Raw genomic sequence first — 19,904 nt, 5'->3', positions numbered from 1 at the left:
CGGTCAGCCCGCCCTAATACCTTCCCGTTTCAGCCGGTCGCGCAGCACCTCTATCTCGATATTCAGATCGCTGCGGTCATCCAGCAACATCTTTTGCGTGCGGGCGGCGAAGTTCTGCTCAAGATCGTCAAGTAGCGCCGCGTAATCGGCCTTGGCCTTCTCGTCATGCGACCGGCCGTAGATATCGGCGAACTTCACCGTCGCGTCGCGCGCGCCCATCAGATAGACCGACAGGTACTTGCGCGCCGCCGTCAGGTCGCGCGGGTCCTCCTCGACGGTGCGGAACAGGTCGCGGGCGGTGGCCTGAAAGGCTTCCAGCCGCACCATCATCTGCCGGTCGCCGGCGCGTTTCATCGCCTCGGTCATCGCGGTCAGGTGCTTTTCCGCTTCGTCCACCGCGCGGGCGACGCGGTCGGTCTGGAAGGTGTCGACGCCGTCCATTCCCTTGTCCTTCAGCGGGTCGATTCCGAAGGCCATCGCATGCAGCGCCGCGCCCAGCACCGCGAAGATCGCCGCCTCGATTACGCCGAAACCGGCAAACCCGGCAATCCCCAGCCCCAGCCCGGTGAGGATCGATCCGACGATCTTGCGCGGCAGGGCGGGGCGGCGGGCCACCTTGCGCGCCTCGTAGGCCTCCTGCGCCAGCAGCCCCTCGCGGGTCAGCCAGGCGGCGAGGATCAGCGCGCCGAGCGCGACCAGATATTGCGCCATGCCGACCGGGTCGGAGGTGAAGGCCTTCCAGATCAGCGGCAGCGGGATGATGAACAGAAGGTTGACGCGTCCGCCCACGCGGGTGCGTTTGGCGCCGCGATAGGCGCCTTTGACCGGTTTGCCCTCGGGGCTGAATTTGCCGCCATAGCGTTGTGCCATCACGCGCCTCCTGCGAGGACCACATAGAGGGTCAGTATGACAAGCAGGAGAAAGGCCAGTTTTTGCAATCCGGTGCCAGACATCGGGGCCTCGCGTGAAGAATACCTGTTGGGAACCGTAAGCGGGCAGGGGCGGAATGGCTAGGGGGAAGATCGCGGCAATTGCGCCAGCGCGGGCTGGCGCGGGGGTAGGGGGAGGGAAGGCCCGGTTCAACAGGAACCCCGGCCCGGAACAAGCACGCAGGCCACCGGGCCAGCGCCGGTCCGCCCTGACGGGCTGGCGCTTTGGTTCGGCTTGTCCTGTGACTGATGGGGAGCACATAGGCGGCCGGTATAAACTGCCATGCTGAGAGGTATGCGGCGCCACCCCGCGGACTGGCGCTGGCCCGGCTTTCGCCCGGTTCGTGTCGTCAGCGTTTGCGTGCCGGTCCGCCCGGCTTGCCGCCGCGCGGCGGTTTCGGCCGGTCCGCCGGACCGCGCTTGTCCCCGGGGCCGCGCTTGCCTGCCGGGCCGCGCTTGCCTTCCGGGGCCGGTCCACGCTTGCCTGCCAGCCCGCGTGTGCCTTCCGTCCCGCGCTTGTCCGTCGGGCTGCGCTTGCGCTTGCCTTCCGGGCCGCGCTTGTCGTCCGGCTTGCGCCGGACCTGCGGGCCGCGGCCGCGCGGCGTTTCCTCGCCGTCCAGCCCCAATTGATCGCGTATCACCTTGCGGCGCAGTTCCTCGACCTCGCCCGATTTCAGCTGGCCCAGCTGGAACGGCCCGTAGGACACCCGGATCAGCCGGTTCACCGTCAGGCCGATGGCCTCCATCGCGCGGCGGATTTCACGGTTCTTGCCCTCGCGCAGCCCCACGGTCAGCCAGGCGTTGGCGCCCTGCTGCCGGTCGAAGCTGACGATCATCGGCTGGAACCTCTCGCCCTCGACGGTGATGCCCTGGCGCAGCGGTTCCAGCATCTCGTCCTTCACCGCGCCCTTCACCCGCACCCGGTATTTGCGCAGCCAGCCGGTCGAGGGCAGTTCCAGCTGCCGCTTCACCGCGCCATCGTTGGTCAGCAGCAGCAAGCCTTCGGAATTGAGGTCGAGCCGGCCGATGCTCATCACCCGGGGCATGTCCTCGGGCAGGTTGTCATAGATCGTCGGGCGGCCCTGTTCATCCTTATGCGTGGTCACCAGTCCGGTGGGCTTGTGATAGAGCCAGATGCGCGCCGGTTCCGGCGCCTCCAGCGGCTTGCCGTCCACCACCACCTTGTCGGTGGGGGTGACGTTCAGCGCCGGGCTGTCGATCTTCTTGCCGTTGACGCTCACCCGCCCGGCTTCGATCAGCTTCTCGGCCTCGCGGCGGCTGGCCAGCCCTGCGCGGGCGATGACCTTGGCGATGCGTTCTCCTGCGGGTGTTTCGGGCATGGGGGAACCTTTTGGGTTTGGAGGGCCGAGGCTTAGCGCAAATTTCGCCATTGCGAAAGCGCTGATCGCAGGGCAAGGAAGAGCATGGTTTTTCGCAGCTACATGCAGATCGCGCTGGACGAAGCGCGCGCGGCGGGCGACCGCGGCGAGGTGCCGGTGGGCGCGGTGATCGTGGCCCCCGACGGCACCGTGGCGGCGCGGGCGGGCAACCGTACGCGCGAATTGAACGACCCCACCGCGCATGCCGAGATCCTTGCGATCCGCGCCGCCTGCGCCGCCCTGGGCAGCGAAAGGCTGCCCGGGCACGACCTCTACGTGACGCTGGAACCCTGTCCGATGTGCGCTACCGCGATTTCCGCCGCTCGGATCGCGCGGCTTTACTATGGCGCGGCGGACCCGAAAAGCGGCGGCGTGGCGCATGGCGCGCGCATTTTCAGCCATCCGCAATGCCACCACGTGCCCGAGGTGTACGATCATATCGACGCCAAGCCGTCCGAGGATCTGCTGAAAGCGTTCTTCGCCGGGCGGCGGTGAGGCGGTCCTTGCGGCAGCAGGTACCGTCCTGTCGTACCGTGTCCTGACCACGCCCTTCTTCTTTTCTCAAATATCCCGGGGGAGTCGCGGCTTGCCGCGGCGGGGGCAGCGCCCCCATCCCTCCTCGCCGGGGGCAGCGCCTTAAACCGTGATCGCTTCCATTACCTGCGGCTCGATCACGTCGACGCCGGCAAGCGCGTCCTTCAGCGCCTCGGCCGATTGTTCCAGCAACGGGAAGGTGCGGTAATGGCAGGGGATCACCGTCTTGAAGTCGAAGAAGGTCTTTGCGGCATAGGCCGCCCGTTTCATGTCCATGGTGAAATGCCCGCCGGCGCACAGAATCCCGATATCGGGCGCGTGCAGGTCGTTGAACACCTTCATGTCCGCCATCACGTCGGTATCGCCGGTGAAATAGATCGTGTGACCTTCGCCCGCGATCATGAAGCCCGACTCGGTGCCGGCATAGACCGGCCCGTCCTTGCCGCCAATCGACGACGAATGCACCGCATTCACCATGGTCACCGCGACATCGCCCACGCGCACCGTGCCGCCCTTGTTGAAACCGATGACCTTGGCGCCTTCGCTGGCTTCCCAGAAGCTCATCAGGTCGTAGATGCCGAGCACGGGGATATCGAGCTCCTTCGATATCGCCAGCGCGTCGGCGGAATGGTCGCCATGGCCGTGGCTGACCAGAATCGCGGTGGCGCCTGCGATCGCGGCGGCGCGGCTGTCTTCGGGGAACATCGGGTTGCCGGTCAGCCACGGATCGACCAGCAGCACCTGATCGCCGATTTCGATGCGGAAGCCGGAATGGCCAAGCCAGATGATTTTCATGATACTCCTCCTATGTGTCTTGGTGCGAAGCCTAGCACGGGGCGCATGATCCGCCAGCAGCGATTTCGCCCGTGGCGGGGCGGGCCGTTTCCGGCGCTAGCATCTGTAACAAGGCGTTGGGGCAAGAAGAAGGAACGGGCATGGATTGGTTCCGGGCGGTGGACAGCTATTGCGAACGGGTCGGGACGGAATACTGGGCCGAGCCGATCAACGCGTTGACCAACCTGGGTTTTGTTGTCGCGGCGGCGCTCCTGTGGTCGCGGGTCAGGGGATTGCCGCTGGCGCGGGCGCTGACCGTCGTGCTGGCGGTGATCGGGGTCGGGTCGTGGCTGTTTCACACCCATGCGCAGGTTTGGGCCGGGGTGGCCGACAGCGTGCCGATCCTCGTGTTCGTTCTGATCTACATCTTCGCCGCCAACCGGGATTTCTGGCGAATGCCGCAGGGCCGGGCCTTCGCCGTGATGCTGCTGTTCTTTCCCTTCGCCGCCGTCACGGTGCCGCTGTTCCGGCTGCTGCCGGGACTGGGGGCGTCGGCGGGCTATGCGCCGGTGCCGCTGCTGATCGCGATCTACGCGGTTCTGCTGCGCCATCGCGCCCCGCAAACCGCCCGGAGGCTTGGGATCGGGGCGGCGATCCTTTGTGTCTCGATCCTTTTTCGCAGTCTCGACGATCCGCTTTGCGCGGTCTGGCCTTTGGGGACCCATTTCGTCTGGCATCTGCTCAACGCCACGATGCTGGGCTGGATGATCGAAACCTATCGCCGCCATATGCTTGCGGAGCCGACGTCACGGCGCTAAACGCTGTTGCAACTGGATAACGGAGATCTGCTGATGTCGATCGACACCAAAACCGCCGCCAAGGTGGCGCATCTTGCCCGGATCAAGGTGGAAGAAGACGCGCTGCCGGCGCTGGCCAACGAATTCAACACCATCCTCGGCTTCATCGAGCAATTGAATGAAGTGGATGTCGAGGGCGTCGAACCGATGACCTCGGTCACGCCGATGCGGCTGAAGCGGCGCGAAGACGTCGTGACCGACGGCAACATGCAGGACAAGATCCTCAGCAACGCGCCCGATGCGCGCGAAGGCTTTTTCGCGGTTCCGAAGGTGGTGGAATAATGACTGACCTGAACAAACTCACCCTGGCCGAGGCCCGCGACAAGCTGCGGGCAAAGGATGTCACCTCTGTCGAGCTGACCGAAGCCTGCCTGAGCGCCATCGACAAGGCCGATGCGCTGAACGCCTTCGTGCACAAGACGCCGGAAATCGCGCTGGAACAGGCCAAGGCCGCCGACGCGCGTCTGGCCGCGGGCGACGCGCCCTCGATGTGTGGTCTGCCGGTGGGCATCAAGGACCTGTTCTGCACCAAGGGCGTGCCGAGCCAGGCCGCCAGCCGCATCCTCGAAGGCTTCACCCCGGAATACGAATCGACCGTGACCTCGAACCTGTTCGAGGCCGGGTCGGTGATGCTGGGCAAGCTGAACATGGACGAATTCGCGATGGGGTCGTCGAACGAAACCTCGTGCTATGGCAACGCGGTCAACCCGTGGCGCCGCGGCAATGACGACACCGCGCTGACCCCGGGCGGGTCCTCGGGCGGGTCCGCGTCGGCCGTTGCGGCCGATCTGTGCCTGGCCGCGACTGGCACAGATACCGGCGGGTCGATCCGCCAGCCCGCCGCCTTCACCGGCACCGTCGGCATCAAGCCGACCTATGGCCGCTGTTCGCGGTGGGGCGTTGTCGCCTTCGCCTCGTCGCTCGATCAGGCCGGGCCGATGACCAAATCGGTGCGCGACGCGGCGATCATGCTGGAAGCCATGTGCGGCCACGATGCCAAGGATTCGACCAGCGCCGACATCCCGGTGCCGGATTTCGAAGCGATGCTGACCGGTGACATCAAGGGCAAGAAGATCGGTATCCCGAAGGAATACCGCATGGACGGCATGCCCGCCGAAATCGATCAGCTGTGGGCCGATGGCCGCGCCATGCTGAAGGATGCCGGCGCCGAGATCGTCGATATCTCGCTGCCGCACACCAAATACGCGCTGCCCGCCTATTACGTGATCGCGCCCGCCGAGGCGTCGTCGAACCTGGCGCGCTATGACGGCGTGCGCTACGGCCACCGTGCCATGCTGGAGGCGGGCGACGGCATCAACGAGATGTATGAGAAGACCCGCGCCGAGGGCTTCGGCCACGAAGTGCAGCGCCGGGTCATGGTCGGCACCTACGTTTTGTCGGCCGGTTTCTATGACGCCTATTACAACCGCGCCCGCAAGGTACGCGCGCTGATCAAGAAGGACTTCGACGATGTCTTCGCCGCCGGGATCGACGCGATCCTGACCCCGGCGACGCCTTCGGCTGCCTTCGGTCTGGGCGAAATGAACGAAGCCGATCCGGTGCAGATGTATCTCAACGACGTTTTCACCGTCACGGTGAACCTGGCAGGCCTGCCGGGGATCAGCGTGCCGACGGGGCTGGACCAGCAGGGACTGCCGCTGGGGCTGCAGCTGATCGGCCGTCCCTGGGAAGAGGGCGATCTGCTGAATACCGCCTACGCGCTGGAGACCGCCGCGGGCTTTGTGGCAAAACCCGGCGAATGGTGGTAAGTCTGCGTTAAACAACCACGAGCAGGTGTTCGACATGCGGTACGTGATCCCATCTCTGGCAATGCTGGCGCTGGCGGCCTGCGATGCGACGATCCCCGACAGCGGTGTCGGGGTCGGGTTCAAGAACTATGACGACTACCAGCAGGCGCAGGCCCAGCGGGACGCGCAGCTGGCCGGTCAGCCACTGGTCGACCCGCTGGCGGTATCGCAGGAACAATCCGCGGCGGCGACGGACATGCAGGGGCCGCTGAGCACAGTGGCCTCCACCCTGCCGGAAACCGAAGCCGAGCGGCTGGCGGCGGAAACTGCGGCGGCACTGAATTCGGGGGAAACCTCGCTTCAGGCCGATCCGGCGACCCCGGCGCCGCAGGTCGCGCTGGCGCCGTCCGGGATTTCCAGGGAAAACGATTTCGAAGATGTCTCGGCGTTGCGCACGATCGAAAGCGACGCGCAGCGGATCGAACAGAACAAGGCGCAATATCAGGTGGTGCAGCCCACCGCGCTGCCCAAGCGCACCGGCCGCGAGGGCCCGAATATCGTCAGCTATGCGCTCAACAGCTCGAATGCTGTCGGGCAGCAAATGTATAAGCGCATCATCGCCAGCGAAGCCCGTGCGCAGCGCAACTGCGCCCGCTACGCGTCGCCCGATCAGGCGCAGTCCGATTTCCTTGCCAAGGGCGGACCGCAGAAAGATCGCATGGGCATCGATCCGGATGGGGACGGTTTCGCCTGCGCCTGGGACCCGGCGCCGTTCCGCAAGGTGAACGGTGGCTGACGCCGCCGCGCCGATCCCGTATCCTTCCCCGAATTTCGGGCCGCGCCGCGAAGGCGCGAGGCCCGATATGGTCGTGCTGCATTACACCGCGATGGTCAGCGCCGAGGCGGCGCTGGACCGGTTGTGCGACCCGCAGGCCGAGGTATCGGCGCATTACCTGATCGGGGAACGGGGGCAGGTCTGGCAACTGGTGGACGAGGACATGCGCGCCTGGCATGCCGGGGCCGGGCAGTGGGGCGGCGTGAGCGACATCAATTCCCGTTCGATCGGGGTCGAACTGGCCAATCTGGGCACCCATCCGTTTTCCGAACCGCAGATGGCGGTGCTTGAGGCGTTGCTGGGCGATGTCATGGTCCGCTGGGCAATCCCGCCGGAACGCGTCATCGGCCATTCCGACATGGCGCCGGAACGCAAATGCGATCCGGGGCCGCGATTCGACTGGCGCCGGCTGGCGGCGCAGGGATTGTCGGTCTGGCCCGATCCTGCGGCCCCGGGGGATTTCGCCCGCGCTGCGGCGCGGTTCGGCTATGCGATCGGAGATTTCGGCGAGGCGGCGGTGCTGCAGGCCTTCCGCGACCGGTTCCGTCCGCGCGCGGCGGGCGCGCTTGACGATACCGACCGGGCGATGATGGCCGCCCTGGCGGCGCGCTTCCCGGTTGACCCGGCCGCGCCGAATACCTAGATCAGCAGTGCGCGGAGGGCCGGATGGCCGCTTGGGCTCAGGCCCGGGAGGAAAGTCCGGACTCCACAAGGCAAGGGTGCCGGGTAACGCCCGGCGGGGGCAACCCCAGGGAAAGCGCCACAGAAAACAGACCACCCCCGTTCGCGGGGGCTAGGGTGAAACGGTGGGGTAAGAGCCCACCGCGGGACTGGCAACAGGACCGGCACGGCAAGCCCCACCCGGAGCAATGCCGAATAGGGGCCTCGCGCGGGCATGATCCGGTCCGCCGGATATCACCGCAGGGTCTGCCTTGACCCAGAGGCCCGGGTTGGCAGCTGTAGGCGGGCCGGTAACGGTCCGTTCAGAGGAATGGTCATCTCGGGCGGTTCACTCCGCCTATGACAGAATCCGGCTTACAGGCCCTCCGCGCGTTATGTCCTGATCCTGAAATCCCGAATGCAGCCCCGCCGGTGACCGTCGAAACGGACCCCGGGAAATCCAGTGTGGCAAATCCGCTATTGGTGGGAAGCCGATTCCCGCCCACAATGAGTGTATTTCCAACAAGGGGGATTCAGGGATGAGTTTCGTTCAAACGCTTGCCGCACTGACCATTGGGTTCGCCGCCGCGCGCGGGGTCGACAAGTACCGCAAAATGGGCGGCATGAAAGGCGTCAAGGACGCCATGCGCAAGGCCGGAGATGAAGAAGGTCTCGCCGGAACACTGGGCGACATGGCCGAGAAGATGGGGCTGCCAGGGGGCAAGAAAGCCGTCATCGACATGATGTCGAAGTTCGGCAATCAGGCTGCCGACACGACCGAGGCCACGGAGGCGGGGCTGGACAACATGATGAAGATGATGACGACGGCGGCGGCCACCGGCACCGGCGGGCTAAGCGAGCTTTACAGCCACCTGACCGCGGGCACGCCTCTCGGGGCCGCGAGCGAGGAAAACGCCCGCCTGATGATCCGCACGATGATCCAGTCGGCCAAGGCCGATGGCGAAATCGACGCGGAGGAACGCAAGGTCATCCTGGATCACCTGTCGGATGCCTCTGAGGAAGAAATCGCCTTCGTCGAGGCGGCGCTGGACGCGCCCGTCGATGTGAACGCGCTGGTGCAGGATGCGGGCACGACCGCCCGGTCGCAGATCTATGCCGCGGCCCTGACCCCGATCACGGTCAATACCGAGGCGGAAAAGGCCTATCTGCGGCAATTGGCGTCGGCGCTCCAGCTGTCCGATGAAAAGGTGGCGGAAATCCACGAAACGATGGATAAGGCGCCGCTCTGATCGGCAGGACCGAAGGGCGGGGCGGCGGAAACCGACTCGTTGTCGCCTGAACGTCAAATAGCTGTTGACTCGGGGCGCGGAACGCTTACAAGGCGGGCTTCAAGGATTTCCACGGGGCGGCCCGACTGACCCGTTTCGAACGAGACTGGAGATATAACAATGGCGAAGCCGACGACGATCAAAATCCGTCTGAACTCGACCGCTGGCACGGGCCACTTCTACGTGACCAAGAAGAATGCCCGCACCATGACCGAAAAAATGGTTGTGCGTAAGTACGACCCGGTTGTGCGCAAGCACGTCGAATACAAGGAAGGCAAGATCAAGTAAGATCCTGCCCGCCCGGATGATAAAAGCGCCGCGCAGCCCAAGGCCGCGCGGCGTTTTTTTATACCGGTGGCCGTCTGGGGGCGAATGACGGAATCGTGTCAACCGCCAGCCTGCTGGTCGGGGTGTTGGCTGCCGGGATGGACCGGCCTGCCATGCTGCTGACCGGGTTGGCGGGGTTGACCGCCTTGGCCTTTTCGATGGCGGCGGGGGAATACGTGTCCGTTTCGGCCCAGTCCGATACCGAAAACGCCGATCTGGCGCGCGAACGGCAGGCGCTGGAGGATGACCCGGAATACGAATTGACCGAACTCGCCGAAGGTCTGGAGGCGCGCGGCGTGTCGCCGGAACTGGCGCTGCGGGTGGCGCATGAAATGACGGAGCATGACGCGCTGGACGCCCATGCCCGCGAAGAACTGGGGCTGACCGAACTGGCCAGTTCCAATCCGCTGGAGGTGGCGTTCGCCTCGGCGCTGGCCTTTGCCGTGGGCGGGGTCGTGCCGCTGGCCGGGGCGGTGATCGCGCCGCAGGGAACCGGTGTGACGCTGATCGCGGTGATCACCATGCTGGCGCTGATCCTGCTGGGCGGCACCGGTGCGCTGCTTGGCGGCGCGCCGATCGGTCGCGGCATCGCCCGGGTGATGTTCTGGGGCGGCCTGGCGATGGGCGTGACCTTCCTGGTCGGTCTGTTGTTCGACGCGGCGATCTGAGCCGACGCTGAAATTTCCGGCAGCGGGCGGATCTGTGGTGCCCTGTCCCGACATGGGACAGGGGGAACCGTCCCGGCGCTCAGTTGCCACCGGTCCATCTGTAGCTTGAAAAATCGACGGCGCGGGCGATCGGGCTGATCGTGGAAACAGCGGGGCGGGGGGGCGGACCCGGGCAAGGCCGATATGCGTGGCCCGACGCTTTCACCCTGCATGTCGCCCGCAGCCCGCAAAGCCCCGTGGAGTTCGAATAGGGCAAGAAAAAAGGCCGGTCTTTCGACCGGCCTTTGGTGTTCGAACAGGGCTGTGCTTATTCGCGGTTGCCCAGCAGTTGCAGCAGCATCATGAACAGGTTGATGAAGTCCAGATACAGGTTCAGCGCACCCATGATCGCCGCCTTGCCCAGCCATTCGCTGTCGCCGCTATGGGCGTGCTGCAGGTAGGTGGTCTTGATTTTCTGGGTGTCATAGGCGGTCAGACCGGCGAAGATCAGAACCCCGATGATCGAGATCGCGAACATGATCGCGGGCGAACCCAGGAAGAGGTTGATGATCGACGCCACGATGATGCCGATCAGGCCCATGATCAGGAACGATCCCCAACCCGAGATGTCCTTCTTGGTGGTGTAGCCCCACAGCGACAGGCCAGCGAAGGAAATCGAGGTCACCAGGAACACCTGGGCGATCGAGAAGCCGGTGAAGGCGACGAAAATCCAGCTCAGGCTGAGCCCCATTACCGCCGCGAAGACGTAGAAGAAGGTCTGGGCGCCCGCCGCCGACAGCCGGTTCAGAGCGGCCCCGAAGGCGAAAACCATGATCAGCGGGGCGAACATGACGATATAACCCAGAATATTGGGTCTCAGTGTCATCGGATCGCGCAGGATGCCCAGCAGGTCGGGCGAGGTGCCGACGGCCCATGCCACTGCGAATGTCAGCAGCAGGCCGATCGACATCGTGCCGTACACCTTGTTCATATGGGCGCGCAGACCCTCATCAATCTGGGTCGCGCGGGCGCCCGCTGCGGTCCGGATCGTGTTGAATTCAGCCATAAAAGCCTCCGATTGGTAAACTGTGTTGCCCCTGAAAGGGGGCTTATAGTGAATATCGGTAAGCTTGGGATGTTTTTCAAGTTTCCCGGGCCATGCTTTTTACGCTTTTTCGCGTTTATTTCAGCCAGTTTGCCGGTGCATCCCAGACCGGGCGGCGCGCTTCGGTTTCCACCTGGCTTCGGGTCAGGCCCAGATCGTCAAGCATCTTGTCATCCAGGTCGCGCAGCGCGCTGCGCTGGCGCCGCAGTTCCAGGGCGTTGGCGAGGCGGGTGAAAAACGACTGTCTGGCAGGGCGGAGGGGCCGGCAGTTTGCCTTGGAATTGATCATGGTGGACATGTGATATCCTTTCTCAATCGTGATTTGTTATGTGTCTTGCATCATTTCTGTTGATGTATATGGTTGGGCGTGTATCATTTTTAAAACGAATGTTTGCTTGCATATGTATCAAGGATTGTGATGAATGCGGAATCTCGATGTCACCACGTTGCGCTCTTTCGTTGCCGTCGCGGAACTGGGGGGCGTGACCCGCGCCGCGGGGTTTTTGAACCTGACCCAGTCGGCGGTGTCGATGCAGCTGAAACGGCTTGAGGAATTGCTGGACCTGTCGCTGATCGACCGCTCCGGGCGCAGCGTCAGGCTGACCGCGTCGGGGGAACAGCTGCTCAGCTATGCCCGCAAGATGGTCGATCTGAACGACGAAGCCTTCGCGCGGCTGACCCACAAGGAATATGCCGGTGAAATCCAGCTCGGCGTGCCGCATGACATCGTTTACCCGGTGATCCCGCGGGTGCTGCAGCGCTTTGCCGCCGAAATGCCGCGGATGCGGGTGCAGCTGAACGCCAGCCATACCAACAAGCTGAAGGATATGTTCGCCCGCGGTGAACTGGACGTGATCCTGACCACCGAGGGCAAGCTGGACGAGGGCGGCGAGACGCTGAACGAAATCCCGCTTCGCTGGGTCGGGGCGCCCGGGGCACAGGTGTGGAAGCAGCGGCCGCTGCGCATCGCGCAGGGGCGTGTTTGCGCCTTTCGGCCCGATCTGATTTCCACGCTGGACGACGCCGGCGTGTCCTGGACTTCGGTCGTGGATACCGACAGCGACCGCACCATCGAGGCCACGGTCAGCGCCGATCTGGCGGTTTGCACCATGCTGGAAGGCACCGCGCCGCCGCAGCTCTGCGAACTCGATGGCACCGACCTGCCCGATCTGGGGGTCTACCTGATCAACATGTACACCGCCGGTCGGCGGCTGAGCGAACCGGTCCAGCGGCTCGCCGCGATGATACGCGCCGGGTATCAGCCGCTGCGCCAGGTCGAACAGATCAGGGCGTGATTGGGTTTATGTCGGCCTAGAAATAGCAGGTTCGGCGCCCGAACTATGCCCTTCAGTAATGTCAGCCGTGCGGACGAAGCGCGCTTTCGGGAAACCGTCTTGGCTAGCGCGGGCTGTCCATGACGAGCAGAAGCAGGGTGTCTTCAGCCAATGCTTCATAGGAATGTGCGACATCGCTGGAATATCGGTAGTAGTCTCCCGGTCCTATTTCGGCAACGTCATCGATCGGTCCCAGCCGCAACCGCCCGCAGCACAAGAAGGCATGTTCGACTGTTCCACGCGGATGCGGCTCAGACTGCCGGACCGATCCCGGTTTCAACATGATACGGTAAAGATCGCGTCGCCGGTCTGGTGGACACTTGTCCAGAAGCACCGTCGTAAAATCCGACTGCTCTGAAGAGAGGCTGACGCCCTCGGAGGCGCGAATTAGCGCGCTGTGGGACGACGCGCTCTCGAAAAGCGAACTGAACGGAATGTTCAGTGCATTGGCAATCGCCCAGAGGGTTTCGACATTCGGGTTCCCCTTGCCGGCCTCAAGCTGTGACAGAGTGGACTTCGCGAGCTGCGCTTTCTCGGCCAATGCCGAAAGGGTGAGCTGCGCAAGCTCTCTCTCTCGGCGGATGGCGGCGGCGATGATGATATTTGGTGACATGTGTTCGTTATATCAATTGTCTGTTCGATTTGACGAACGATTTTTTATTGTTCATTATGGCGAACTGAATTCATTATAATAGGTTTTTCAACATGTCAGATGAGTTTCAGAGCCCTGCAGCGGATGCCCCCCGAGAGTTCCGGCACGGTCTGCGAGACATCACTCCTTTGTCGATCGGCGTAGCCGTTTATGGTCTTGTCTTCGGGCTGTTGGCTGCGGGGCAGGGGATGGGAGCGCTGTCCACCGGATTCATGGGGGCACTGGTTTTCGCCGGCTCGGCTCAAATCGTCGCCGTGGAGCGGCTGGCCGCAGGCGCGGGGGCGGTGTTGGCGGTGATCGCTGGGCTGGCGCTCAACTTGCGCATCCTGCTGATGACAGCATCGCTGCGCGGCGAACTGAGTGGTCGGCCGCTCTGGCAAATCATGCTGGGCGTCCACCTGACATCGGACGAGAACTGGATTCTGATGCATGCGACCCGAAACAAGGGGCAGCGCGCCGGATACTGGTACCTCGTCGGCGGCGGAACCAGCCTGATCGCAATCTGGATCGTCTCGACGGCGCTTGGGGCCGCTTTCGCGCGATCCCTGCCGGATCTGGCGGGAAGCGGCATGGATTTCGCCTTTGCCGCTGCATTCATCCTGCTTCTAACAAGTCTTTGGAAAGGACGGCAAAGCCTGCAACCATGGATCATTTCGGCGACGATCGCGGCGGCCTGTGCGCTTCTGCTGCCGCTGGATCCATCCTGGGGTCTGATCGTCGGCGCCGTGTCGGGAGCCGGGTTTGCCGGGATACAACACGATGGGTGAACATCTGGTGGTCATCGTGGGGCTGGCGTTTGGCACCTTCGCAATGCGGTTCGGAGGCTACCTGCTCGGAGCGAGGATTCCGTCGAGCGGCCCATGGGCGCGCGCGCTGCAAGCCCTGCCGGGATGCCTGATTGCGGCTCTTCTGGCTGTGATCCTCGCGCAGGCGGGTCCCGCCGAATGGGGGGCGGCAGTGTTGTCGCTCGCCGCCGCTCTCTTATCGCGAAGCCTGCCGTTGACCATGTTGGCCGGGGTCAGTGCGGTCTGGTTGCTGCGCGGTCTCATCTGACTGACTTAAACGGCGGCAATGGGCTCATTGCCGCCCTTCGGTGTTTCCGATGGAGTTCCCACCCTCCTAGGTCCCCGGCCTATGGCGTGATCACCACCTTGCCTGTCGATTGCCGGGTCCGCAGCAATTCCAGCCCCTCATCGGCCCGGTCGAGCGGCAGGACATGGCTGACATGGGGTTTCAGCTTGCCCTCGTCATACCATTTGAGCAGCGTCTTCATGCTGTCGGTCAACACGTCGGGGCGGAATTTCAGGTAACCGCCCCAATAGAGCCCCAGCACCGTGAGGTTCTTGACCAGCAGGTGATTGGCCGGGATTTGCGGCACCTCGCCGCTGGCGAACCCGATGGGGATCAGCCGTGCCTCGGGCTTGCAGGCGCGGAACGCCGCCTGCCACTGTTCGCCGCCGACCGGGTCATAGACCACATCGGCGCCGCCAAGCGCCTTGACTTTTTCGCGGATGTCCTGGGTTTTGGCATCGATCAGGTGATCGGCCCCGGCGGCGCGGGCGGCCTCCAGCTTGTCGGCGCCGCGGGCGCAGGCGATCACCGTCGCGCCCATCAGTTTGCCGATTTCCACCGCCGTCAGCCCGACACCGCCGGCCGCGCCCAGAACCAGCAGGGTTTCGCCGGGCTGCATCCGGGCCCGGTGTTCCAGCGCCACGTGGCTGGTACCATAGGCGATCTGGAATGCGGCGGCGTCTTCAAAGCTCATGCTGTCGGGGATTTCCACCATCCGTTCGACTGGGAAGGCGCCACGTTCCGCCAATCCGCCTTGTCCGCTGTAGATCGCCACCCGGCTGCCCGGCGCGGGGCCGTCGGTATCCGGGCCCAGAGCTTCGACCACCCCGGCCATTTCCAGTCCGAGGGTGAACGGCGCTTGCGGCGTGTCCTGATACTTGCCTTTGATCATAAGTAGGTCGGCAAAATTCAGACCGCAGGCTTTGATTCGCACCAATGATTCGCCTTTTGCGAGTATTGGGTCGGGAAGATTGCAGAGCTGCGGCTGCGCGCCCGTTTCCGGGATGTGATAAGCTTTCATCGGTGTCCTCCGTTAAAAGGCCTTATGAGAAAGGCAAAAGCCCAAGTCAAATGGGGTTTGATCAATTCGAAGGTGTATGAAAACGCTTGTCGCTAAGATTGTGTTTTCAGGTGAAAACTTCCCCCTTTGAGTGTGTTTTTCCTTGATTGAAATGCAAATCCGGGTACAGTTCATGTTAATTATAAGCCTTACAACCCCTTGGGATGCGGCTGTGCTTAGCACAGGGCGGGTATGGTATGGTTATTGGAACGGTATGAAGGAGTCGCTTTATGGCACACCCTGTGGATGTGCATGTTGGCAAACGCATTCGGCACCGCCGTTGGCTGGTCGGCATGACCCAGCAGCAATTGGCCGAAAAAGTCGGAATCAAATTTCAGCAAATTCAGAAATACGAAACGGGTACCAACCGGGTCAGCGCTTCCCGCTTGTGGGATATCGCCGATGCGTTGGATGTCGAGGTGGGCTTTTTCTTCGCTGGTCTCGAGGAAGATGACGGCGAGGGCGAAGTTGCCCAAGTTTACCCGTCCGATCTGATTGCGGATAAGGAAGCTCTGGACCTGGTGCGCAGTTACTACGCGATCCCGGAACAGCAGCGAAAACACCTGTTCGAATTGGCGCGTTGCCTGTCGGACGTGGCTTGAGTGCCGCATGGACCTGAGTTACCCATGCGGCGACGCTGCGTGGGGGACACATGACCGACAATACGGACGCGAAAAATGTGATCGAAACCGCCCACGCGCTGGCAGATGCCGCGCGTGAGGTGATTCTGCCCCATTTCCGCTCGCCCGACCTGGATGCCGACAACAAGCTTTCGTCGGGATTCGATCCGGTGACCGCCGCTGATCGTGCCGCCGAACAGGTGATGCGCGACATACTGGCCGTCCGCCGCCCCGCCGATGCCATCGTGGGGGAGGAATTCGGAACCAAGGAAGGCAGCAGCGGCCTTTCCTGGGTGATCGACCCGATCGATGGCACCCGCGGTTTCATGAGCGGCACACCGACCTGGGGCGTTCTGATCGCGGTATCGGACGATACCGGCCCGATCTACGGTCTGATCGATCAGCCCTATACCGGTGAAAGGTTCGAAGGCGGGCTTGGCATCGCAAGGATGACGGGGCCGCGCGGCGAAGCGGCGCTTGCCGCCCGGTCCGATCGCCCGCTGTCGGAAGCGATCCTGTTCACCACATTCCCGGAAGTCGGGACCAACGCGGAAATGCTGGGATTTCAGCAGGTTGCAGAGAAGGCCAAGCTGACCCGCTATGGCATGGATTGCTATGCCTACGCGCTTGTCGCTGCCGGTCAGGTCGATCTGGTGATCGAGGCGGGGCTTTCCAATTACGACATCCAGGCGCCGATCGCGGTGATCGAGGCCGCCGGCGGCATCGTCACCGACTGGCAGGGCGGCCCGGCGGATCAGGGCGGCCGGGTGCTCGCCGCCGCCTCCAAGCAGCAGCACGCCGAAGCGCTGGAAATCCTGTCGCGCGTTCCGCTTGAATAAATCCCCCGATCTGGCACTTTAGCGGCGCAGCGCGAGTCCTTCGCCCCTTTCTGTCGCGCATGTTCCACACACACCGAAAGGGGCCAAACTGTGTGTGGGGACCGACGTGACCGAATTCACCATCCGAAATGCCGACACCATCCTGACCATGGATGACGACCGCCGCGAATTGCGCGGCGCCGATATTCACCTGAAAAACGGCGTGATTGCCGAGATCGGGCAAAACCTGCCGCAGCGTGGCGAACTCGTTCTGGCCACGGGCTGCGTGGTGACGCCGGGACTGGTGAACACCCATCACCACCTGTACCAGACGCTGACCCGCGCGGTGCCGGGCGGGCAGGACGCGTTGCTGTTCGGCTGGCTGCAGACGCTGTACCCGATCTGGGCCCGCTTCGGCCCCGAGGAAATGCGCGTTTCGGCCCAGATTGGGCTGGCGGAACTGGCGCTGTCGGGCTGCACGCTCAGTTCCGACCACCTGTATCTCTATCCCAACGGCGCGCGGCTCGACGACACGATCGAGGCGGCGGCGGAAATCGGGTTGCGCTTTCATCCGACCCGCGGCGCGATGAGCATCGGCGAAAGCGATGGCGGCTTGCCGCCCGACAGCCTGGTCGAACGCGAGGCGGCCATTCTCGACGACTGCATCCGCGTCATCGACCGGTTCCACGACGCGTCAGAGGGATCGATGTGCCGGGTCGGCGTCGCCCCCTGTTCGCCGTTTTCGGTCAGCCGCGAATTGATGCGCGACGCCGCGCTGCTGGCGCGCGACAAGGGCGTGATGCTGCACACGCATCTGGCTGAAAACGACGAGGACATCGCCTATTCACTGGAAAAATTCGGCTGCCGACCGGGTCGGTACGCCGAGGATCTGGGCTGGACCGGTTCGGACGTATGGCATGCCCATTGCGTGAAGCTGGACGGGCGGGAAATCGATCTGTTCGCACGTTCCGCCACCGGTGTCGCCCATTGCCCCTGTTCCAACTGCCGGCTTGGTTCCGGCATCGCGCCGGTGCGCGCGATGCGCGATGCCGGGGTGAAGGTGGCGATGGGTGTCGACGGGTCGGCAAGCAATGACAGCGGCAACCTGATAACCGAGGCGCGGCAGGCAATGCTGCTGCAGCGGGTGGCCAATGGTGCCGACGCGATGAGCGCCCGCGAGGCGCTGGAAATTGCCACCCGTGGCGGCGCCGACGTGCTGGGTCGGCCCGATTGTGGCCGGATCGCCGTGGGCAAGCGCGCCGATATTGCCATCTGGGATGTCACCGGCATCGAAAGCGCCGGCAGCTGGGACCCCGCAGCACTGCTCCTGGCCGGTCCGACACGGGTTCGCGATCTCTTCGTCGAGGCGCGACAGGTGGTGCGTGGCGGTAATCTGCTGACTATTCAGATGGAGAATACCCTGCGGGCGCAGCAGCGGTTACTGTCGGCGCTGATGGCATGACAGGAGGTCGCGGATGCTGCGGCGCAGATTGATCGTATTGGTCGCCCTGGCGGGGCTGATGGCTTCGGGCGCGGTGGAATTGCCGGCCGGGCAGGTATCGCGCGCCGAAGCCGCGAATGCCTCCGTCGTGGCCACCGTGACGTCACTGCTGAACGCGGAACGGGCAAAGCGCGGGCTGGGAGCGCTGCAGCCGGATTCCAAGCTCAACCGGGCAGCGGCAGCGCATGCACGGGACATGGCCAACCGTAACTATTTCGCGCATCAAAGCCCCGATGGCAAAAAATCCCGCGATCGCATGCGGGCCGCCGGCTACTGCCGTGCCTCGACGGCGGAAAACATCGCCAAGGGCTATCGCTCGGCGGCAAAGGTGATGGCCGGCTGGATGGCGTCGCGGGGGCACCGCAAGAACATGCTGAACCGGAAATACATCCGGTTCGGCATCAGCGAATACAACGGTTACTGGGTGATGACGCTGGGCGGTCCCTGCGTCTGATCGCCGGCAACCCAGGTCGCCGTCACCGCCCGGTCATCGCCCATCATGATGGTGGGGAACACCGCTTCCCAGATGTCATCGGCCCGTGCCGCCCGCTGTGCGATGTCCGGGGTCGATTCGAGATCCAGAACCACTAGGTCGGCCTCCATTCCCGGTGCCAGATTGCCGATCCTATCGTCCATCCGCAGGCTGCACGCCGACCCGGCGGTGGCCAGCCACAGCAATTGCGCCGGGTGGATCGGGTTATGGCGCAACTGGCCGATCTCATAGGCCGCCGCCATCGTCCGCAGCATCGAAAAGCTCGACCCGCCGCCTGTATCGGTGGCCAGGCCGATCCGGTGCCCCGCTGCCATCAGCCCGGCCATGTCAAACAGGCCCGAGCCGATGAACGTGTTCGAGGTCGGGCAATGGATCAGCGACGCGTCGACCTCTTTCAACCGGTCCTTTTCGCGCTCCTCAAGGTGGATCGCGTGGCCGTAAAGCCCGCCCTCGCGCAGCAGCCCGTAGGCTTCGTAGGTGTCCAGGTAATCGCGCGCCTGCGGGTAAAGCGATTTTACCCATTCGATTTCGTCGACCTGTTCCGACAGGTGTGTCTGCATCAGGCAATCGGGGTGTTCGGCCCAAAGCGCGCCAAGCGCCTGCAACTGCTCCGGCGTCGAGGTCGGCGAAAACCGCGGCGTGATCGCATAGCTCAGCCGCTCCACCCCGTGCCATTTTTCCAGCAACGCCTTGCTGTCGTCATAGGCCGATCGCGCGCTGTCCCGCAGTCCGTCCGGCGCGGTGTCGCGATCCATGCAGGTCTTGCCCGCCACCACCCGTTGCCCGCGCGCCTGCGCGGCGGTGAAGAACGCATCCACGCTTTCGGGGTGGATGGTGCAGTAACTCGCCACCGTGGTGGTGCCATGGGCCAGCGTCAGGTCCAGGTAGCGGCCTGCGATCTCAGTGGCATAGGCGGGATCGCCGAAGCGCATTTCCTCGGGGAAGGTGTAGCTGTTGAGCCAGTCGATCAGCCGCTTGCCCCAGCTGGCGATGATCCCGGTCTGCGGATAATGCACGTGCGGGTCGATGAAACCCGCCATGATCAGCCCCTTGCCGTAATCGGTGACCTGCGCCTGCGGGTGCGCCTGCCGCAGCGAATCGGCCGGGCCGGTTTCGGCGATCCGGCCTGCGCGGATCAATACGCCGCCGCGGCCGTCATGCCGTGCCGCCTCGACGCCCGCCTCGAACGGATTTCCCGCGAATCCCAGTGTCTGCCCGATCAGCAACGTGTCTTGCGTCATATGCAAATTCCTTTCCCCGCCACATTATTC

Annotated in this window: 24 protein-coding genes and 1 other RNA gene; 17 read left to right on the top strand and 8 right to left on the bottom strand. The window is 64.0% G+C overall.

Features of this window, described 5'->3' with window-relative positions; all coding sequences use genetic code 11:
* Positions 1–3 precede the first annotated feature (3 nt).
* Both IT775_RS15505 and IT775_RS15500 read right to left on the bottom strand, forming a co-directional pair.
* A complete protein-coding gene (locus IT775_RS15505; RefSeq protein WP_212702125.1) occupies positions 4–870 on the bottom strand; it encodes a 5-bromo-4-chloroindolyl phosphate hydrolysis family protein in 867 nt (288 codons plus the stop codon).
* Positions 871–1,279: 409 nt separating this feature from the next.
* A complete protein-coding gene (locus tag IT775_RS15500; RefSeq protein WP_212702124.1) occupies positions 1,280–2,269 on the bottom strand; it encodes a pseudouridine synthase in 990 nt (329 codons plus the stop codon).
* Positions 2,270–2,353: 84 nt separating this feature from the next.
* Between IT775_RS15500 and IT775_RS15495 the strand changes: the two genes are divergently transcribed.
* Positions 2,354–2,803: a nucleoside deaminase gene (locus tag IT775_RS15495; RefSeq protein ID WP_212702123.1), complete on the top strand. Its 450-nt coding sequence runs from the start codon at positions 2,354–2,356 to the stop codon at positions 2,801–2,803.
* A 141-nt stretch (positions 2,804–2,944) separates the two neighbouring features.
* On the opposite strand, the gene IT775_RS15490 is transcribed toward IT775_RS15495, so the two are convergent.
* Positions 2,945–3,637 (bottom strand): metal-dependent hydrolase, encoded by a 693-nt coding sequence (locus IT775_RS15490; RefSeq protein WP_212702122.1) that lies wholly within the window; start codon positions 3,635–3,637, stop codon positions 2,945–2,947.
* A gap of 140 nt (positions 3,638–3,777) precedes the next feature.
* On the opposite strand from IT775_RS15490, the gene IT775_RS15485 reads away from it, so the two are divergent.
* From IT775_RS15485 to IT775_RS15445, 9 genes are all read left to right on the top strand, one after another.
* Positions 3,778–4,434, top strand: a complete 657-nt coding sequence (locus tag IT775_RS15485) for a ceramidase domain-containing protein (protein ID WP_212702121.1) — start codon at positions 3,778–3,780, stop codon at positions 4,432–4,434.
* Positions 4,435–4,467: 33 nt separating this feature from the next.
* Entirely contained in the window at positions 4,468–4,755 is a 288-nt protein-coding gene (gatC, locus tag IT775_RS15480) for an Asp-tRNA(Asn)/Glu-tRNA(Gln) amidotransferase subunit GatC (RefSeq protein WP_212702120.1), read from the top strand.
* Positions 4,755–6,242 carry an Asp-tRNA(Asn)/Glu-tRNA(Gln) amidotransferase subunit GatA gene (gatA, locus tag IT775_RS15475; RefSeq protein ID WP_212702119.1) on the top strand — a complete coding sequence of 496 codons (1,488 nt, stop codon included), beginning with the start codon at positions 4,755–4,757 and terminating at the stop codon, positions 6,240–6,242. The genes gatC and gatA overlap by 1 nt, the downstream gene beginning before the upstream one ends.
* 34 nt (positions 6,243–6,276) lie before the next feature.
* Entirely contained in the window at positions 6,277–7,017 is a 741-nt protein-coding gene (locus IT775_RS15470; RefSeq protein ID WP_212702118.1) for a hypothetical protein, read from the top strand.
* 67 nt (positions 7,018–7,084) lie between these two features.
* Positions 7,085–7,699: an N-acetylmuramoyl-L-alanine amidase gene (locus IT775_RS15465; protein WP_212702156.1), complete on the top strand. Its 615-nt coding sequence runs from the start codon at positions 7,085–7,087 to the stop codon at positions 7,697–7,699.
* Between the two features lie 11 nt (positions 7,700–7,710).
* Positions 7,711–8,110: RNase P RNA component class A (gene rnpB / locus IT775_RS15460), an RNA gene on the top strand.
* Positions 8,111–8,255: 145 nt separating this feature from the next.
* Positions 8,256–8,966 carry a DUF533 domain-containing protein gene (locus tag IT775_RS15455; protein WP_212702117.1) on the top strand — a complete coding sequence of 237 codons (711 nt, stop codon included), beginning with the start codon at positions 8,256–8,258 and terminating at the stop codon, positions 8,964–8,966.
* Positions 8,967–9,125: 159 nt separating this feature from the next.
* On the top strand, positions 9,126–9,293 hold the full coding sequence (rpmG, locus tag IT775_RS15450) for a 50S ribosomal protein L33 (RefSeq protein WP_007814563.1): 168 nt from the start codon (positions 9,126–9,128) through the stop codon (positions 9,291–9,293).
* Between the two features lie 74 nt (positions 9,294–9,367).
* Positions 9,368–10,000, top strand: coding sequence for a VIT1/CCC1 transporter family protein (locus IT775_RS15445; protein ID WP_212702155.1), 633 nt, complete (start codon positions 9,368–9,370; stop codon positions 9,998–10,000).
* Between the two features lie 307 nt (positions 10,001–10,307).
* On the opposite strand, the gene IT775_RS15440 is transcribed toward IT775_RS15445, so the two are convergent.
* Together IT775_RS15440 and IT775_RS15435 are read right to left on the bottom strand one after the other, a co-directional pair.
* Complete coding sequence (locus tag IT775_RS15440; protein ID WP_212702116.1) at positions 10,308–11,045, bottom strand: Bax inhibitor-1/YccA family protein; 738 nt, start codon at positions 11,043–11,045, stop codon at positions 10,308–10,310.
* 115 nt (positions 11,046–11,160) lie between these two features.
* A complete protein-coding gene (locus IT775_RS15435; RefSeq protein ID WP_246525638.1) occupies positions 11,161–11,382 on the bottom strand; it encodes a YjiS-like domain-containing protein in 222 nt (73 codons plus the stop codon).
* Between the two features lie 124 nt (positions 11,383–11,506).
* On the opposite strand from IT775_RS15435, the gene IT775_RS15430 reads away from it, so the two are divergent.
* On the top strand, positions 11,507–12,379 hold the full coding sequence (locus IT775_RS15430; protein ID WP_212702115.1) for a LysR family transcriptional regulator: 873 nt from the start codon (positions 11,507–11,509) through the stop codon (positions 12,377–12,379).
* A gap of 103 nt (positions 12,380–12,482) precedes the next feature.
* On the opposite strand, the gene IT775_RS15425 is transcribed toward IT775_RS15430, so the two are convergent.
* The gene (locus tag IT775_RS15425; RefSeq protein WP_212702114.1) at positions 12,483–13,031 is read right to left on the bottom strand and encodes a helix-turn-helix domain-containing protein; all 549 of its coding nucleotides are present in this window, start codon (positions 13,029–13,031) and stop codon (positions 12,483–12,485) included.
* A 92-nt stretch (positions 13,032–13,123) separates the two neighbouring features.
* Between IT775_RS15425 and IT775_RS15420 the strand changes: the two genes are divergently transcribed.
* Both IT775_RS15420 and IT775_RS15415 read left to right on the top strand, forming a co-directional pair.
* Positions 13,124–13,837, top strand: coding sequence for an AzlC family ABC transporter permease (locus IT775_RS15420; RefSeq protein ID WP_212702113.1), 714 nt, complete (start codon positions 13,124–13,126; stop codon positions 13,835–13,837).
* Complete coding sequence (locus tag IT775_RS15415) at positions 13,830–14,123, top strand: AzlD family protein (protein WP_212702112.1); 294 nt, start codon at positions 13,830–13,832, stop codon at positions 14,121–14,123. Before IT775_RS15420 ends, IT775_RS15415 begins: the two co-directional genes overlap by 8 nt.
* Before the next feature lie 79 nt (positions 14,124–14,202).
* Here IT775_RS15415 and IT775_RS15410 read toward each other — a convergent pair whose 3' ends face one another.
* A complete protein-coding gene (locus IT775_RS15410) occupies positions 14,203–15,162 on the bottom strand; it encodes an NADPH:quinone oxidoreductase family protein (RefSeq protein ID WP_212702111.1) in 960 nt (319 codons plus the stop codon).
* A 269-nt stretch (positions 15,163–15,431) separates the two neighbouring features.
* On the opposite strand from IT775_RS15410, the gene IT775_RS15405 reads away from it, so the two are divergent.
* From IT775_RS15405 to IT775_RS15390, 4 genes are all read left to right on the top strand, one after another.
* On the top strand, positions 15,432–15,803 hold the full coding sequence (locus IT775_RS15405; RefSeq protein ID WP_212702110.1) for a helix-turn-helix domain-containing protein: 372 nt from the start codon (positions 15,432–15,434) through the stop codon (positions 15,801–15,803).
* Between the two features lie 50 nt (positions 15,804–15,853).
* Positions 15,854–16,660 carry an inositol monophosphatase family protein gene (locus IT775_RS15400; RefSeq protein WP_212702109.1) on the top strand — a complete coding sequence of 269 codons (807 nt, stop codon included), beginning with the start codon at positions 15,854–15,856 and terminating at the stop codon, positions 16,658–16,660.
* 106 nt (positions 16,661–16,766) lie between these two features.
* Positions 16,767–18,101 carry an 8-oxoguanine deaminase gene (locus IT775_RS15395; RefSeq protein WP_212702108.1) on the top strand — a complete coding sequence of 445 codons (1,335 nt, stop codon included), beginning with the start codon at positions 16,767–16,769 and terminating at the stop codon, positions 18,099–18,101.
* Positions 18,102–18,114: 13 nt separating this feature from the next.
* The gene (locus IT775_RS15390; RefSeq protein ID WP_212702107.1) at positions 18,115–18,594 is read left to right on the top strand and encodes a CAP domain-containing protein; all 480 of its coding nucleotides are present in this window, start codon (positions 18,115–18,117) and stop codon (positions 18,592–18,594) included.
* Here the strand turns inward: IT775_RS15390 and guaD are convergent.
* On the bottom strand, positions 18,558–19,874 hold the full coding sequence (guaD, locus tag IT775_RS15385; RefSeq protein WP_212702106.1) for a guanine deaminase: 1,317 nt from the start codon (positions 19,872–19,874) through the stop codon (positions 18,558–18,560). The two genes, IT775_RS15390 and guaD, sit on opposite strands and share 37 nt — an antisense overlap.
* Positions 19,875–19,904: the final 30 nt, after the last annotated feature.

Source organism: Thalassovita aquimarina (assembly GCF_018219815.1).
GTDB lineage: Bacteria > Pseudomonadota > Alphaproteobacteria > Rhodobacterales > Rhodobacteraceae > Thalassobius > Thalassobius aquimarinus.
The sequence above is the reverse complement of the archived record's forward strand: the minus strand, read 5'-3'. Positions and strand labels throughout refer to the sequence as shown.

What these genes read in the sequence shown, in the direction of transcription:
- IT775_RS15505 (WP_212702125.1), bottom strand. Translation starts at nt 870, where the DNA reads ATGGCACAACGCTATGGCGGCAAATTCAGCCCCGAGGGCAAACCGGTC.
- IT775_RS15425 (WP_212702114.1), bottom strand. Translation starts at nt 13,031, where the DNA reads ATGTCACCAAATATCATCATCGCCGCCGCCATCCGCCGAGAGAGAGAG.
- IT775_RS15420 (WP_212702113.1), top strand. Translation starts at nt 13,124, where the DNA reads ATGTCAGATGAGTTTCAGAGCCCTGCAGCGGATGCCCCCCGAGAGTTC.
- IT775_RS15410 (WP_212702111.1), bottom strand. Translation starts at nt 15,162, where the DNA reads ATGAAAGCTTATCACATCCCGGAAACGGGCGCGCAGCCGCAGCTCTGC.
- IT775_RS15430 (WP_212702115.1), top strand. Translation starts at nt 11,507, where the DNA reads ATGCGGAATCTCGATGTCACCACGTTGCGCTCTTTCGTTGCCGTCGCG.
- IT775_RS15465 (WP_212702156.1), top strand. Translation starts at nt 7,085, where the DNA reads ATGGTCGTGCTGCATTACACCGCGATGGTCAGCGCCGAGGCGGCGCTG.
- IT775_RS15440 (WP_212702116.1), bottom strand. Translation starts at nt 11,045, where the DNA reads ATGGCTGAATTCAACACGATCCGGACCGCAGCGGGCGCCCGCGCGACC.
- IT775_RS15495 (WP_212702123.1), top strand. Translation starts at nt 2,354, where the DNA reads ATGGTTTTTCGCAGCTACATGCAGATCGCGCTGGACGAAGCGCGCGCG.
- IT775_RS15485 (WP_212702121.1), top strand. Translation starts at nt 3,778, where the DNA reads ATGGATTGGTTCCGGGCGGTGGACAGCTATTGCGAACGGGTCGGGACG.
- IT775_RS15415 (WP_212702112.1), top strand. Translation starts at nt 13,830, where the DNA reads ATGGGTGAACATCTGGTGGTCATCGTGGGGCTGGCGTTTGGCACCTTC.
- IT775_RS15470 (WP_212702118.1), top strand. Translation starts at nt 6,277, where the DNA reads ATGCGGTACGTGATCCCATCTCTGGCAATGCTGGCGCTGGCGGCCTGC.
- IT775_RS15435 (WP_246525638.1), bottom strand. Translation starts at nt 11,382, where the DNA reads ATGTCCACCATGATCAATTCCAAGGCAAACTGCCGGCCCCTCCGCCCT.
- gatC (WP_212702120.1), top strand. Translation starts at nt 4,468, where the DNA reads ATGTCGATCGACACCAAAACCGCCGCCAAGGTGGCGCATCTTGCCCGG.
- guaD (WP_212702106.1), bottom strand. Translation starts at nt 19,874, where the DNA reads ATGACGCAAGACACGTTGCTGATCGGGCAGACACTGGGATTCGCGGGA.
- IT775_RS15500 (WP_212702124.1), bottom strand. Translation starts at nt 2,269, where the DNA reads ATGCCCGAAACACCCGCAGGAGAACGCATCGCCAAGGTCATCGCCCGC.
- IT775_RS15490 (WP_212702122.1), bottom strand. Translation starts at nt 3,637, where the DNA reads ATGAAAATCATCTGGCTTGGCCATTCCGGCTTCCGCATCGAAATCGGC.
- IT775_RS15400 (WP_212702109.1), top strand. Translation starts at nt 15,854, where the DNA reads ATGACCGACAATACGGACGCGAAAAATGTGATCGAAACCGCCCACGCG.
- rpmG (WP_007814563.1), top strand. Translation starts at nt 9,126, where the DNA reads ATGGCGAAGCCGACGACGATCAAAATCCGTCTGAACTCGACCGCTGGC.
- IT775_RS15390 (WP_212702107.1), top strand. Translation starts at nt 18,115, where the DNA reads ATGCTGCGGCGCAGATTGATCGTATTGGTCGCCCTGGCGGGGCTGATG.
- IT775_RS15455 (WP_212702117.1), top strand. Translation starts at nt 8,256, where the DNA reads ATGAGTTTCGTTCAAACGCTTGCCGCACTGACCATTGGGTTCGCCGCC.
- IT775_RS15405 (WP_212702110.1), top strand. Translation starts at nt 15,432, where the DNA reads ATGGCACACCCTGTGGATGTGCATGTTGGCAAACGCATTCGGCACCGC.
- gatA (WP_212702119.1), top strand. Translation starts at nt 4,755, where the DNA reads ATGACTGACCTGAACAAACTCACCCTGGCCGAGGCCCGCGACAAGCTG.